The organism is Streptomyces spinosus, from assembly GCF_020400655.1.
Taxonomy (GTDB): domain Bacteria; phylum Actinomycetota; class Actinomycetes; order Streptomycetales; family Streptomycetaceae; genus Streptomyces; species Streptomyces argyrophylli.
In genome coordinates, this window is record NZ_JAINRC010000014.1 from 243,785 (window position 1) to 258,358 (window position 14,574).

10 protein-coding genes are annotated in these 14,574 nt (G+C 73.7%); 8 read left to right on the plus strand and 2 right to left on the minus strand.

Annotation, left to right across the window (positions count from 1 at the left end; translation table 11 throughout):
* Positions 1 to 117 precede the first annotated feature (117 nt).
* From LG395_RS27015 to LG395_RS27035, 5 genes are all read left to right on the plus strand, one after another.
* Positions 118 to 1,995: a serine/threonine-protein kinase gene (locus LG395_RS27015; protein ID WP_225811516.1), complete on the plus strand. Its 1,878-nt coding sequence runs from the start codon at positions 118 to 120 to the stop codon at positions 1,993 to 1,995.
* A 106-nt stretch (positions 1,996 to 2,101) separates the two neighbouring features.
* Complete coding sequence (locus LG395_RS27020; protein ID WP_225811517.1) at positions 2,102 to 3,835, plus strand: protein kinase domain-containing protein; 1,734 nt, start codon at positions 2,102 to 2,104, stop codon at positions 3,833 to 3,835.
* A 324-nt stretch (positions 3,836 to 4,159) separates the two neighbouring features.
* Entirely contained in the window at positions 4,160 to 5,086 is a 927-nt protein-coding gene (locus tag LG395_RS27025) for a serine/threonine-protein kinase (protein ID WP_225811518.1), read from the plus strand.
* Between the two features lie 133 nt (positions 5,087 to 5,219).
* Entirely contained in the window at positions 5,220 to 6,833 is a 1,614-nt protein-coding gene (locus LG395_RS27030) for a succinic semialdehyde dehydrogenase (protein ID WP_225811519.1), read from the plus strand.
* A 70-nt stretch (positions 6,834 to 6,903) separates the two neighbouring features.
* The gene (locus LG395_RS27035; protein WP_225811520.1) at positions 6,904 to 8,682 is read left to right on the plus strand and encodes a GMC oxidoreductase; all 1,779 of its coding nucleotides are present in this window, start codon (positions 6,904 to 6,906) and stop codon (positions 8,680 to 8,682) included.
* A 620-nt stretch (positions 8,683 to 9,302) separates the two neighbouring features.
* Here the strand turns inward: LG395_RS27035 and LG395_RS27040 are convergent.
* Positions 9,303 to 9,584: a chorismate mutase gene (locus LG395_RS27040; protein WP_171153592.1), complete on the minus strand. Its 282-nt coding sequence runs from the start codon at positions 9,582 to 9,584 to the stop codon at positions 9,303 to 9,305.
* A gap of 279 nt (positions 9,585 to 9,863) precedes the next feature.
* Between LG395_RS27040 and guaA the strand changes: the two genes are divergently transcribed.
* A complete protein-coding gene (guaA, locus tag LG395_RS27045; protein ID WP_171153590.1) occupies positions 9,864 to 11,444 on the plus strand; it encodes a glutamine-hydrolyzing GMP synthase in 1,581 nt (526 codons plus the stop codon).
* 3 nt (positions 11,445 to 11,447) lie between these two features.
* On the opposite strand, the gene LG395_RS27050 is transcribed toward guaA, so the two are convergent.
* Positions 11,448 to 11,915 (minus strand): pyridoxamine 5'-phosphate oxidase family protein, encoded by a 468-nt coding sequence (locus tag LG395_RS27050; protein ID WP_171153588.1) that lies wholly within the window; start codon positions 11,913 to 11,915, stop codon positions 11,448 to 11,450.
* 132 nt (positions 11,916 to 12,047) lie between these two features.
* On the opposite strand from LG395_RS27050, the gene LG395_RS27055 reads away from it, so the two are divergent.
* Together LG395_RS27055 and LG395_RS27060 are read left to right on the plus strand one after the other, a co-directional pair.
* A complete protein-coding gene (locus LG395_RS27055) occupies positions 12,048 to 12,842 on the plus strand; it encodes a class II aldolase/adducin family protein (protein WP_225811521.1) in 795 nt (264 codons plus the stop codon).
* A gap of 229 nt (positions 12,843 to 13,071) precedes the next feature.
* Positions 13,072 to 14,352 (plus strand): hypothetical protein, encoded by a 1,281-nt coding sequence (locus LG395_RS27060; RefSeq protein ID WP_225811522.1) that lies wholly within the window; start codon positions 13,072 to 13,074, stop codon positions 14,350 to 14,352.
* Positions 14,353 to 14,574: the final 222 nt, after the last annotated feature.

The window sequence follows — 14,574 nt, forward strand, 5'->3', positions numbered from 1 at the left end:
TCGCGCCGAAATGACCATCGTCACAGTGCGGTTTCCTTGGCACCCCGCTGGTTCCCTGGGGGCAGGCCGGTCCTTAGTCTGACCGTGTCAAGAGCATTGCGGGGCAACGTGAATCAGATGCAGGGCCTGCTCATAGCGGGCCGCTACCGGCTCGCCGACTCCATCGGCAGCGGCGGCATGGGCCGGGTGTGGCGCGCCCACGACGAGGTGCTGCACCGGAAGGTCGCCGTCAAGGAGCTGACCGCCGCGCTCTACGTCTCCGACAGCGACCGGGGCGTGCTGCTCGCCCGGACCAGGGCCGAGGCCCGGGCCGCCGCGCGGATCAACCACTCGGCCGTCGTCACCGTGCACGACGTCCTGGAACACGACGGCCGCCCGTGGATCGTGATGGAGCTGGTCGAGGGCGCCTCGCTGGCCGACACGGTCAAGGAGCGGGGGCGCGTGGAGCCGGCGGAGGCCGCGCGGATCGGGCTGTGGGTGCTGCGGGCGCTGCGCGCCGCGCACTCCGCCGGGGTTCTGCACCGGGACGTCAAGCCCGGCAACGTCCTGCTCGGCGCGGACGGCCGGGTCCTGCTCACCGACTTCGGCATCGCCCAGATCGAGGGCGACACCACCATCACCCGCACCGGTGAGGTCGTCGGCTCGGTCGACTACCTGGCCCCCGAGCGGGTGCGCGGTCACGATCCCGGCCCGGCCTCCGACCTGTGGGCGCTCGGCGCCACGCTGTACACGGCGGTCGAGGGGCGTTCGCCGTTCCGGCGGACCTCGCCGCTGAGCACCATGCAGGCGGTCGTCGAGGAGGAGGCGGACGAGCCGCGCCACGCCGGTGTGCTCACCCCGGTCATCGCCGCGCTGCTGCGCAAGGACCCGGCCCGGCGGCCGGGCGCGGAGGAGGCCGAGCAGATGCTCGCCGAGGCGGCGGAGAACCGCCGGCCGCGCGCCGCCGAGGCGTTCGTCCCGACCCAGGGCTCGGGCTTCCCCACGGCCACCGGACGTCACCAGGGCACGGGCACACCCCCGCCCGGCCACGGCGCCGGCACGACGGGCGGCGGCTACGGCCCGGGCACGCCGGCCGAGGGCTACGGTTCCGGGACACCGGCTTCCGGTTACGGCTCCCGGACCCCGGCTTCCGGCTACGGTCCGGGCGTCCCGGGCGAGGGCTACGGGCCGGACCCCTCCGGTCAGGGCTACGGAGCGCACTCCTCCGGCCAGGGGCACCGCGCCGGTGGCTCGACGGCCGCGTACGGCTCCGGCTCCGCCACCTCCCCCTACGACCCCGCGTCCACCGGGCCCGGACACGACCCGGGTTCCGCCGGCGGGTTCACGGTCCGCGGGCCGGCGCCCGTCCGGCCCCGCCGGCGGCTGCGCACCCTCGCGGTGGTCGTCGCCCTGGCCGCGGTGCTCGGCGGTGCCGGGGCGGTGGCGATCCAGCACTGGGGCGGGCGGGACACCGGCTCCGGCGGCGAGGTGAGCCCGGCGCCCGCCGACAGCGAGACGGCCGGGGCCGACGGCGCGCTGCCCGACGGCTGGACGACGTACCACGACCCGCTGGGCTTCAGCCTCTCCCTGCCCAAGGGCTGGAAGCGCAAGGTGTACGGCATCCAGGGCGACCTCAAGCAGATCGACTACACGCCGGACGACGGCAAGCACTTCGTCCGCGTCGCCATCGACGGCTCACCGGACTTCGCCGACCCCCTCTCCCACCAGCAGGACCTGGAGCAGCAGCTCCAGCGGCTGGTCGACTACCGGCGCGTCACGATGAAGGAGAACATCTACCGCGACCGCAAGGGCGCCCGGTGGGAGTACACCTGGACCGCGCTGAAGAAGGACCCGCCGTACGTCCCCGGACCGCGGCACGCGGTCGAGGAGACGTACTTCTCCCGGCAGGGCACCGAGTACGCCCTCTACATGTCCTCGCCGGCCGAGGACTGGGCCACGACCAGCGAGCAGTTCACCTGGGTGCTGCGCGGCTGGCAGCAGCCGGACGAGGGCTGAACCGGCCCCGGCGGTCGCCGAGTCGGCCGAAAATGGCAGGCCGACCGGTGTGTCTTGGCCGGTCGGTGTCCCGGGGGGCACGGGCCCCGTGCGGCATGATGGGCCCATGGGGACCGAGGGAGCCGGCTTCCGGCTGATCGCGGGCCGTTACCGCCTGGAGGAACGCGTCGGGCGCGGCGGCATGGGCGTCGTGTGGCGGGCGAGCGACCAGGTGCTGGGCCGCCGGGTGGCGGTCAAGGAACTCCTGTCCGACGACGCGCTCCCGGACGACGACGCACGCCGCCGCCGGGACCGCACGCTCCGCGAGGCGCGCGCGGTCTGCCAGTTACGCCACCCGCACATCATCGTCGTGCACGACGTGGTGGAGCAGGACGAACGGCCCTACCTCGTCATGGAGTTGATCGACGGCGGTTCGCTCGCCGACCGGATCGACCGGCACGGCCCGGTCGACGCCTCCGAGGCCGCGCGGATCGGCATCGCCCTGCTGAGCGCGGTGCGCACCGCGCACGAGGCGGGGGTGCTGCACCGGGACATCAAACCCGCGAACGTGCTGATCGAGTCGGGCACCGACCGGGTCGTCCTCACCGACTTCGGCATCGCGCAGGTGGAGGGCGCCACCACGCTCACCGAGACCGGCTCGTTCGTCGGCTCGCCCGAGTACACCGCGCCGGAGCGGATGTCCGGACTGCGCACCGGGCCGGAGTCCGATCTGTGGTCGCTGGGCGCGCTGCTGTGCACGGTGCTCAGCGGCGAGTCGCCGTTCCGGCGCGACTCGCTCGGCGGCATCCTGCACGCCGTCGTCTCCGACGACATCCGCCCGCCGGCCGAGGCGGAGCCGCTGCTGCCCGTCGTGCTGGGGCTGCTGGAACGCGACCCGGACCGGCGGCTGGGCGCGGCGGACGCCGAGCGGATGCTGTGGACGTATCTGGAGACCGGACGGACGCCGCCCGCGCCGGGCGACCCGGGCCCCGCGGGGGCGCACGGCGGCGGGCTCATCCACCGGATCGGCGGCAGTCTCACGCCGAAGACCCCGGCAACGCCGGCGCAGCGGGACCTGCCCCACGGCGGACCGCCGCCGGCCGGCCCGGCCCGGCCGCCACTCGAACCGCCTCCGGCGCGTTCCTCCCCGCGCGGCACGCTGGTCGCGGCACTGCTCGTGGCCGCGCTGGCCGGGGCCGGCGTGTCGGCCGCGGCGCTGCTGCTGCACGGGAGCGGGGACGGGGGCGGCGGCACGCCGGGCGGCACCGCGACGAGCCCGGCGACCCGGACCGGCACGGGAGGCACGACGGCGTCCCCGTCACCGACCGGACGGGGTACGGGGGGTGCGGCCGTCTCCCCGTCACCGACCGGGACCGCACCGGCACCGCCGCTCAACCCCGGTGCCGACTCGCGCACAGCGCCCTCCGGTTACCGCACGGCCCGTGACCCGGCCGGCTTCTCCCTCGCCGTACCGCGGGACTTCACCCGCAGCCCGGAGGGCCGCGTCTTCTACCTCTCGCCGGGCGGGACCTTCCGGCTGGGCATCCGGGTCGGCGGGCCCCAGGTGGGCGGCCCCGAGGCGGCGATGAACCGCTCCGCCGCCGACGGTCCCTCCACCAACCCCGGGTACCACGACGGACGCGTCATCCGGACCACGCGGCACGGACACCCGGCCGCGCTGTGGGAGTTCACCTGGGACGGCTTCAGCGCGGCGGAGGGCCCGCGCCACACCTACGACCTGTGCTGGGAGGAGAACGGCCGGCTGTACGACGTGTGGGTGTCGGCACCGGTCGGGCAGGTGCGGGAGGCACGGGAGTACTTCGACGTGGCGGTGGACACATTCTCGGCCACGGGTGGGTGACCGGTTCGCCGGTCCGCTACCGGCGTACGGGCCGCCGTACCCCGGTCTCCCGCCCCGGCGCCCGGTCTCCCGCCTCGGCGACCGGCCGGCCGCCGGGGGGCCGCCGTAGGGGAGTGCACGGCGGCCGGCGCCGCAACGGGTCGCGGAGGCAGGGGCGTTGGGGTCACGGCGCACTCGCGGCCGGCCGGGGCGGTGGAGGTGCGCGAGGGCGCGCACGGCTTCAGCCCGTGCCGGTGGGCCGTGTGACCGGCCGTCCCGGTTCCCGGGTCCCGTTTCCGGCCTCCCGCTTCGACAACGGCACGGTGCACACGGTACTCATGTGACATGACCGAAGACGGCGAACACCCGCCCGACGCACGTCTGATCGGCGGTCGTTACCGGCTGACCGGACGCCTCGGCTCCGGGCCGTCCGGGACCGTGTGGCGCGCCCGGGACGAACAGGGGGAGGCGCTGGTCGCCGTCAAGGAACCCCTCCTGCCCGGCGACCCGGCCGCCGACGAGGACAGCCGGCGCATCGCGCACCGGCTCCACCACGAGGCCCGCGCCGCGACCCTGGTGCGGCACCCCTCGGCCGTGACGGTGTACGACGTCGTCACCGAGGACGGCGTCCCCTGGATCGTCATGGAGCTGGTGGCCGGGGAGTCCCTGCGGGAGGTGCTGCGCCGCGGCCCGCTCCCCGTCGAGGAGGCCGCGCGCGTCGGGCTCGCCGTGCTCGGCGCGCTGCGCGCCGCCCACGCCGTCGGGATCGTGCACCGGGACCTCAAACCGGCCAACGTGCTGCTGGAGACCGGGACCGGGCGGGTCGTCCTCACCGACTTCGGCATCGGCGACGGACACGTGGAGGACGCGCCCGCCGGTTTCGTCGCACCCGAGCGGGCGGCGGGGCCCGGCGCCGGCCCGGCCTCCGACCTGTGGTCCCTGGGCGCCCTGCTCCGCGTCACCCTGGGCGAGACGGACCCCGGCCCGCTGGGCCCGCTGCTGGACCGGCTGCACGCCGTGGAGCCGGCGGCCCGGCCGGACGCGGCGCAGACCGAGGCCGCACTCCGCGACTGCCTGGGGCTCACCGCCGTACCGGAACCGGCGCGGGAACCCCGCCCGCCGGCCGCCGCCCCGGCGCCCGAGCCCGAACCGGCACCCGAGTCCGCCCAGGCACCCGAGCCCACGCCGGCCCCCGCGCCCGAGCCGGCGCCCCGCCGCACCCCCCTCGCCGCCCTCGGACTCCTCCTCGCGAGAAGGAGCGAGGTCGACTGATCGTGCGGTGCGGTGCCCCAACGCCCTGATCAGCGCATTCGCTGCCAGTGATCACTGGCAGTGTGTGAGTACTCGGTGAATCCGCGTTACCGACGGGTACACAAAGCCTCCGCCGCGGCATACCCTGCGCGTCATGACGGACACGCAGGCCCCGGACACCGCCGGTACCAACCCGCTCGCGCCCGCGCCCGAAGGCGCCCGCACCGCCGCCGACGTGGTCACGCCGGAGTTGGTGGCCCAGCTCACCAAGGGCGTCGTCGGCTCCGGCCGCACCGCCAACCACACCCCCTTCACCGGCGAGAAACTGGCCGACCTGCCCGAGTCCACCCCGCAGGACGTCGGCAAGGCCTTCGAGGTGGCCCGCGCCGCCCAGGCCGTGTGGACGAAGGTCCCGGTCCGGCAGCGGGCCGCCGTCCTGCTCCGCTTCCACGACCTGCTGCTGGAGCGGCAGGCCGAGGTCCTCGACCTGGTCCAGCTGGAGACCGGCAAGGCCCGACTGCACGCGCACGAGGAGGTGCAGGCCGTCGCCGTCGCGGCCCGCCACTACGGCCGCCGGGCGCCCGCGTACCTGAAGCCCAAGCGGCACGCGGGCGCCGTGCCGACGCTGACCAAGGTCACCGAACTGCGCCACCCGCGCGGCGTCGTGGGCCAGATCGCCCCCTGGAACTACCCGCTGGAGCTGTCCGTCGGCGACGCCCTGCCCGCCTTCGCCGCCGGCAACGCCGTCGTGATGAAGCCGGACACCGAGACCTGCCTCACCGCGCTGTGGGCCCGTGACCTGCTCATCGAGGCCGGCCTGCCCGAGGGCGTCTTCCAGGTGGTCCTCGGCGAGGGCCCGGTCGTCGGCCCGGAGCTGGTCAAGCGCGCCGACTACGTCTCCTTCACCGGCTCCACCCGCACCGGCCGCGAGGTCGCCGTCGGCGCCGCCTCCCGGCTGGTCGGCGTCTCCCTCGAGCTCGGCGGCAAGAACGCCATGCTGGTGCTGGAGGACGCCGACGTCGAGAAGGCCGCCGCCGGAGCCGTACGCGCCTGCTTCTCCTCCGCCGGCCAGCTGTGCATCTCCATCGAGCGGCTGTACGTCCACGAGTCCGTCGCCGACGCGTTCCTGGAGCGGTTCGCCGCCCGCACCCGGGCCATGCGGCTCGGCAACTGCCTCGCCTACGGCGCCGACATGGGCTCGCTGGTCGGCGAACGCCAGCTGGAGACCGTGCGACGACACGTCGAGGAGGCCGTCGCCAAGGGCGCGAAGGTGCTCGCCGGCGGAGTGGCCCGCCCGGACATCGGCCCCTACTTCTTCGAGCCCACCATCCTCGACGGCGTCGAGACCTCCATGGCCGTCTGCGAGGAGGAGACCTTCGGCCCGGTCGTCTCGGTCTACCGGTTCAAGAGCGACGACGAGGCCGTCGAACGCGCCAACGCCACGCCGTACGGTCTGAACGCCTCCGTGTGGACGACCGACGCCCGCCGCGGCCGGGACGTCGCCGCCCGCCTGCGCACCGGCACGGTCAACGTCAACGAGGGCTACGCCCCGGCCTACGGCAGCGTCCAGTCCCCGATGGGCGGCATGAAGGACTCCGGCCTGGGCCGCCGCCACGGCTCCGAGGGCATCCTCAAGTACACGGAGGCCCAGACCGTCGCCCAGCAGCGGCTGCTGCCGATGGCGCCCTCGCTGGGGATGGACGACGAGTCCTACGCCCGCTTCATGAGCACGAGCCTGAAGCTGATGAAGGCATTCCGGTTCCGCTGACCGACTCCGGGCGCGGGCAGCCGCGCCCGGCCACGCACGACCCGCAGCCGCAACTCGACGAGGAGTACACGTGCCGCAAGACGCCTACGACTACGACGTCCTGATCGTCGGCTCCGGCTTCGGCGGCTCGGTGTCCGCCCTCCGGCTCACCGAGAAGGGGTACAAGGTCGGGGTACTGGAAGCCGGGCGCCGCTTCACCCGCGCCACCCTGCCGAAGAACTCCTGGGACCTGAAGAACTACCTCTGGGCCCCGAGGCTCGGCATGTTCGGCATCCAGCGCATCCACCTGCTGGGCAATGTGATGGTGCTGGCCGGCGCGGGCGTCGGCGGCGGCTCCCTCAACTACGCCAACACCCTGTACGTGCCGCCGCAACCCTTCTTCGAGGACCCCCAGTGGCGGCACATCACCGACTGGCAGGAGGAGCTGAAGCCGTACTACGACCAGGCCCGGCGCATGCTCGGCGTGCGGCTCAACCCCACCATGACCCCCTCCGACGTCCACCTGAAGGCCGCGGCCGAGCGGATGGGCGTCGGCGACACCTTCCACCTCGCCCCGGTGGGCGTGTTCTTCGGCGACGGCGAGGACGCCGACGGCAAGGCGAGGGCCCGGCCCGGCCAGCGGGTGAACGATCCGTACTTCGGCGGGGCCGGACCCGACCGCAGGGCGTGCACCGAGTGCGGCGAGTGCATGACCGGCTGCCGGCACGGCGCGAAGAACACCCTGAACGAGAACTACCTGTACCTCGCCGAGAAGGCCGGCGCGGTCGTGCACCCGATGACGACGGTCGTGTCGGTCACGGACGACTCGCGCGGCGGCTACGCGGTGGCGACCCTGCCGACGGACCGGAGGAAGAAGGGCGAGGGCCGGCTCTTCACCGCCCGCCAGGTGGTCCTCGCGGCCGGCACCTACGGCACGCAGACCCTGCTGCACCGCATGAAGGCCGGCGGTCAGCTGCCGTACCTGTCCCCCCGGCTCGGCGACCTGACCCGCACCAACTCCGAGGCCCTGGTCGGCGCCCAGACCGACAACCGGCGCTACCGCAAGGCCACCGGCGCGCCGCGTGCCGACTTCACGCGGGGCGTCGCCATCACGTCCTCGATCCACCCCGACGAGAACACCCACATCGAACCGGTCCGCTACGGCAAGGGCTCCAACTCGATGGGCGGCCTGTCCATCCTCCAGGTGCCCTACGCCGAGGGCTCCTCGCGCGTCCTCGCCTGGCTGGCGAACGCGGCCCGGCACCCGATGCTGGTCGCCCGTTCCCTGTCCAACCGGCGCTGGTCGGAGCGGACCATCATCGGCCTGGTCATGCAGTCCCTGGACAACTCGCTGACCACGTACCTCAAGCCCGGCGGCGTCGGCAAGGGCCTGCTCACCGCGCGGCAGGGGCACGGCGCGCCCAACCCCAAGCAGATCAGGGCCGCGACCGAGGCCGCCTCCGCGCTGGCCGCCGAGATCAACGGCTTCCCCGGCAGCAACGTCGGCGAGCTGATGGGCACCCCGCTCACCGCGCACTTCCTCGGCGGCTGCCCCATCGGCGACTCACCGGAGACGGGCGTGATCGACCCGTACCACCGGCTCCACGGCCACCCCGGCATCTCGGTCGTGGACGGCGCCGCGGTCTCGGCGAACCTGGGGGTGAACCCCTCGCTGACGATCACCGCGCAGGCCGAGCGGGCGATGTCGTTCTGGCCGAACAAGGGCGAGGAGGACCCGCGGCCGGCGCCCGGAGCGCCGTACGAGCGGCTGAAGCCGGTGGAGCCGCAGGCCCCGGTGGTCCCGGCGGACGCGTTCGGCGCGCTGCGGCTGCCCTTCCTCGGGATGCCGGCGGTGCCGCCGAAGAAGTGACCGGGCGGGTGTCGGCCGGACCGGCCGCAGCGGCACAGAGGGACCTGCATCCCCCTCCGAAGGCAGGTCCCTCTCACCGTTTTCTTGATCCGCAGGTTTGATCGGCGGAAAGCGTGAAGGGTTGCTCCGGAGATCCGGGGTTCTTTTGTGATCTGAGTCACAGTTCAGGTGGGGGGTGCGGCGCGCGCGTGCGGCGTGCGGGCATGACGTGCGGTGCGGCGTGCGGGCATGACGAAGGGCCCCGCGGGACGGAGAGGCCGCGGGGCCCTTCTTCCGGTCAGCACCGGCGTCAGGGCAGCGCCGGTGCCGGGGAGCGGCGCCGGGGGTCGCGCCGCTTGTCCCTGTGCCCTGTGGCCTGTCTGCAGTTGTCGGGTTCCGCCGGCCGGCCCCGGGCGTCCCCGGAGCCGGCCGTTCTCTTGGGTGACCGGGCTGCTGTCCCCTGCCGTCCGGTCACTTCCCGGAGCGAGGTCCCACGGCGTGCGGCACGACCCGTACGCCTCATCGCTCCAGCGAGCCACGCGTGGTTCTTTCGGGCCCGCCCCTGGCTGGCACGGACACCCCCCTCAACGAAGCGGTGCGCGGGCCGGTCACGCGCCGTACGGGTGAGAGCGGCACCGAACTCAGATACGACCCCGGCTCAGTTCGAGCAGCGTCATGGCGAGAGCGGTGCCCGGCTTGCCGAGCGCGTCCCGGTAGCGGCCGAGGATCTCCATCTCGCGGGACAGGTGCACCCGCCGCCCGCCGGAGGCGATACGGGTCTGCTGGACGACAGCGGAGACGGCCATCCGCTCCTGCACGAGCCCGATGATCCGGTCGTCGAGCGCGTCGATGCGGTCACGGGCGTCGGCGATGATCGCCTCCGGGGCGGCGTCCTGTGCGGTGTCCGGTGCGGTGGTGGTCATGTCGGGCTCCTCGCTGGGATGAGTGCCCCGGAACGACACGGCCCGGAGAAACGACAGGCACCCCGGGCCTTGTCGGCCCGGGGCGCCTGGGAAGTCGCTTGGCGTCAGCTCAAGCAGCACGACCATGGCAGCCGGCGGGCCGGGTGCCATAGGTAAAGACGAAGGTCGAGTGCTTGCGCATACGGCCAGTATGCCACGGCGGCTTCCCTCGGAAGGTCCCCCGGCCGCCCCGTTAGAATCGGAGGCACAGACCCCCGCCCGACCACCAGAAGGCACCCCGTGTCATCAGCGACCCAGTCTGCCGCCACCCCCGACACCGTCCTGGTCGTCGACTTCGGCGCGCAGTACGCCCAGCTCATCGCCCGACGCGTCCGCGAGGCGCGGGTCTACAGCGAGATCGTGCCGAGCACCATGCCGGTCGCCGAGATGCTCGCCAAGAACCCCGCGGCGATCATCCTCTCCGGCGGCCCCTCGTCCGTGTACGAGGAGGGCGCCCCCACCCTCGACCGCGCGATCTTCGAGGCCGGCGTCCCCGTCTTCGGCATGTGCTACGGCTTCCAGCTCATGGCGCAGGCCCTCGGCGGCACGGTCGACAACACCGGCGCCCGCGAGTACGGCCGTACCGACCTGCACGTCGCCAAGAACTCCTCCACCCTCTTCGAGGGCACCCCGGCCGAGCAGCACGTGTGGATGTCCCACGGCGACGCCTGCTCCGCCGCCCCCGAGGGCTTCGCGGTCACCGCCTCCACGGACGTCGTCCCGGTCGCCGCGTTCGAGAACGACGACAAGAAGCTCTACGGCGTCCAGTACCACCCCGAGGTCATGCACTCCACGCACGGCCAGCAGGTGCTGGAGCACTTCCTGTACCGCGGTGCCGGCCTGGAGCCGAACTGGACCACCGGCAACGTGATCGAGGAGCAGGTCGAGGCCATCCGCGAGCTGGTCGGTGACAAGCGCGCGATCTGCGGCCTGTCCGGCGGTGTGGACTCCGCCGTCGCCGCCGCCCTCGTCCAGAAGGCCATCGGCTCCCAGCTGACCTGCGTGTACGTCGACCACGGCCTGATGCGCAAGGGCGAGACCGAGCAGGTCGAGAAGGACTTCGTCGCGGCCACCGGCGTCCAGCTGAAGGTCGTCGACGCCGAGGAGCGCTTCCTCAAGGCGCTCGCCGGGGTCAGCGACCCCGAGGAGAAGCGGAAGATCATCGGCCGGGAGTTCATCCGCGTCTTCGAGCAGGCGCAGGCCGAGATCATCGCCGACGAGGGCCCGGCCGTGGAGTTCCTGGTCCAGGGCACCCTCTACCCGGACGTGGTGGAGTCCGGCGGCGGCACCGGCACCGCGAACATCAAGTCGCACCACAACGTCGGCGGCCTGCCCGAGGACCTCGAGTTCAAGCTGATCGAGCCGCTGCGCAAGCTGTTCAAGGACGAGGTCCGCATGGTGGGCCAGGAGCTGGGCCTGCCGGAGGAGATCGTCCAGCGTCAGCCCTTCCCGGGTCCGGGCCTCGGCATCCGCATCGTCGGCGAGGTCACCAAGGAGCGGCTGGACCTCCTGCGCGAGGCCGACGCCATCGCCCGCGAGGAACTGACCGCGGCCGGCCTGGACCGCGACATCTGGCAGTGCCCGGTGGTCCTGCTCGCCGACGTCCGCAGCGTGGGCGTCCAGGGCGACGGCCGCACCTACGGCCACCCGATCGTCCTGCGCCCGGTCTCCTCCGAGGACGCGATGACGGCCGACTGGTCGCGGCTGCCCTACGACGTGCTGGCGAAGATCTCCACCCGCATCACCAACGAGGTCCGTGACGTCAACCGGGTCGTCCTCGACGTGACCAGCAAGCCGCCGGGCACGATCGAGTGGGAGTAGGCCCTACGCGCGCTTCAGCGTGCGCAGGGACTCACCGGGCTTCCAGACCTGGGTGACCAGATACGTGTCGTCCTCGACGTAGGTTCGTACGACCTCCGTCAGCTCGGTGCGGAAGAGGTGGAACGGCTGCGGCGGTTCCACCTCTTTCACGTACGCGGCCTTGGCCCCGCCGTCCTCGACCTCGTACGCCCGCCCGCCGATCCGGACGTCGCCGCCGCCCATGTCCGTGCCCGCGCCCGGGTTGGCCTGGAGGGCGAACCGGGGGTCGCGGCGCAGGTCGAGGGCTTTCACCGAGCCCGGCATCATGCCGAGCCACAGCTCGCCGCCCAGGAAGCGGACCTCGATCCCGCAGGTGCGGGGCGAGCCGTCCTTGCGGAGGGTCGCGAGGACATGGTGGCGGTGGACGCCGAAGCGCTCCTCGGCGGTGCGCGCCAGATCGGGTACGGCGGTGCTGAAGGCTGCCCAGTTCATGCGGGCCAGTCTCACCGGCAATCCCGACACCTCCTGTCGGGTTTGCGCGGCATCTTCACAGCACGGCTCTGCCCTTTCCCACCGGCCGGCGGTACCTTCCGGCCGTACCGCAATCCCCGTACGGGAGGATCCATGCACGGGCCCACGCCGCCCCTGCCGTTGCCCACCGACCGGCTGCGGTTCGCCATGCCGCCGATGCACGACTCGGCCGAGGACGAGCGCCGGCACCGCAAGGAGCGGCTCGCGGGCGCCCTGCGGATCTTCGGGCGGGCCGGCTTCGAGGACGGGGTGTCGGGACACATCACGGCCCGGGACCCCGAGTTCACCGACTGCTTCTGGGTCAACCCCTTCGGGATGCCGTTCCGGCACGTCACCGTCGGCGACCTCGTCCTCGTCAACCAGGACGGGCAGGTCGTCGAGGGCCGCTACCACGTCAACCAGGCCGCGTTCACCGTGCACGCCCAGGTGCACGCCGCCCGCCCCGACGTCGTCGCCGTCGCGCACTGCCACACCGTGCACGGCCGCGCCCTCGCCGCCCTCGGTGACCTCATCGACCCCATCACCCAGGAGAGCTGCGCCTTCTACGAGGACCTCGCCCTGTACGACGCGTACACCGGCGTCACCGCGGACGCCGAGGAGGGCCGCCGGATCGCCGCCGCGCTCGGTTCCCGCAAGGCCCTGGTGCTGCGCAACCACGGGCTGCTCACCGTCGGCGACTCGGTCGACGCGGCGGCCTGGTGGTTCCTGTCCCTGGACCGGTCCTGCCAGGTGCAGCTGCTGGCCAGGGCCGCGGGCCGCCCGGTGCTCATCGACCACAAACTCGCCGTCGCCACGCGCGAACAGCTCGGCGGCGACCTCGTGGCCTGGATCAACTACCAGCCCCTGTGGCAGGACATCAGCCGCAGCGAACCGGACCTGCTCGACTGACGCACCGCATCCGCCCGGCCGGCGTACCGGAGCGGCGCGGTCCGTGGGTGATCCGCCGCCGGGTCAACACGGCGGTACCGGCTTCACCCCCGGTGACCCGGCCCCGGCGCGCCGGAGGCCCGGCGTAGGGCACAATGCGCTTCCGACACAGGGGAGTTGCCCGGCCGTCGTGCCCATCACGGGTGCCGGCGGCCGGATCGGCAGGTCGCGGGGAAGGCGGGCGTCGGGCGTGGCGGTGCAGGAGGCGAGAGGGCACACGGATGCCGACGGCGTCCACGAGGGCGGCTGCACCTGCGGGGACTGCCCGCACGGCGCCCGGGAGGGACACCGGCGGGCCGTCGCCGCGTTCCTGCGCCGGCGCGACGAGTTCGCCGCCGGCCGGGGACTGCCGGCGGGCGTGGCCCACTCGGCCTCCGCGTCCCGCCAGTGGGTCTCGGAGGAACTGACCGAGCGGGCCGAGGCCGTCGCCGAACAGAGCCGGGCCGAGGGCGCGGCCCGGCTCGCCCGGCTGTGGCTGCGGACGGTGTACGCGGTCTGGGGCGCGGTCACCGCGCTGCTGCTGGCCGAGGCGCTCACCGCGATCGGCGCGGGCTGGACCGGCGCCCGCACCGCGGCCCTGCTCGCCGCGCTCGTCGTCGCCGCCGCGCTCACCGCCGCCTGCTTCCTCCACCGCACGCGCGGCGGAGCGCTCGCACCGCTGATCGGCGAGGACAACCGTCTCTCCACCTCCCGCACCGTCGCCGCCTGCTGGGTCCTGTTCGTCGCGTACGCCGTCCTGCTGCTCGCCGCCCGCCTGGCCGCCGCCTCCGATCACGCCGGACGCGACGCGCTGCTCTCCGGCCTCGACCTGGCACGCGGCGCGGGCGTGGTCACCGTCCTCGCCGTGGTGTGCGGCGTCGCCGTCCTGGTCCGCCGGGTGGTGGGCCTGCGCATCCTCGCCCAGCGGCTGCAGAAGGTGCCCGCCCACCGTCCGCGCGCCGCCGACCTGCTCACCGACGACTCCGGCCGGGGCGCCTTCACCGACATCCAGTACGTCGCCATCAGTGCCGTCGCCCTGCTGTTCGCCGCCGTACGACTGGCCCGCCGCCCCGACCAGCTGCCCGACCTGCCCTGGGGCCTGGGCGTGATCGTGCTGATCTCGGCCGCGACCTACCTGGCCGGCAAGTACGCCGAGGGCGGCCGGCCGGTCATCCTCTCGGTGGTCCGCGCCCGCGAACCCGGTGACCTCGACGGCCCGATTCGCACCGGCGACGACATCGAGATCCGCGGCAGCGGCTTCGTCCCGCCCGGCGCCCAGGGTGCCGACCGGCTCTCCCGCACGGTCGTCCGCATCGGCGCGGTCGACGTGCACGTCCCCCTGGTCCCGGTCACGGGCGGCTTCCGCAACCCCACGGACACCGTCCTGACCGTGTCGGTACCGGCCGAGGTGGAACCCGGCGCGGTGGAGGTGCAGGTGGTGACCGCGGCCGGCGTGGCGACCAACCGGTGCGTCGTCCAGGTGACGGAGTGAACGACCCGGCGCAGCCCGGTTCTCGTCCGCGCGGCGCCCGAATGGCCGCCGGGGGATGGCCGCCCGGAGCTGGAAGGAGTCGCACGGGGCCGCACTCCGCGCCGCCGTGGGGTCACTGGGGTCCGTGCGGTCCTTGCGGTCCTTGCGGTCCTTGCGGTCCATGGGGTCCTGCGGTCCGTGCGCGACGGTACGGCCACCGTACGGCGGGCGATCGACGCCTGG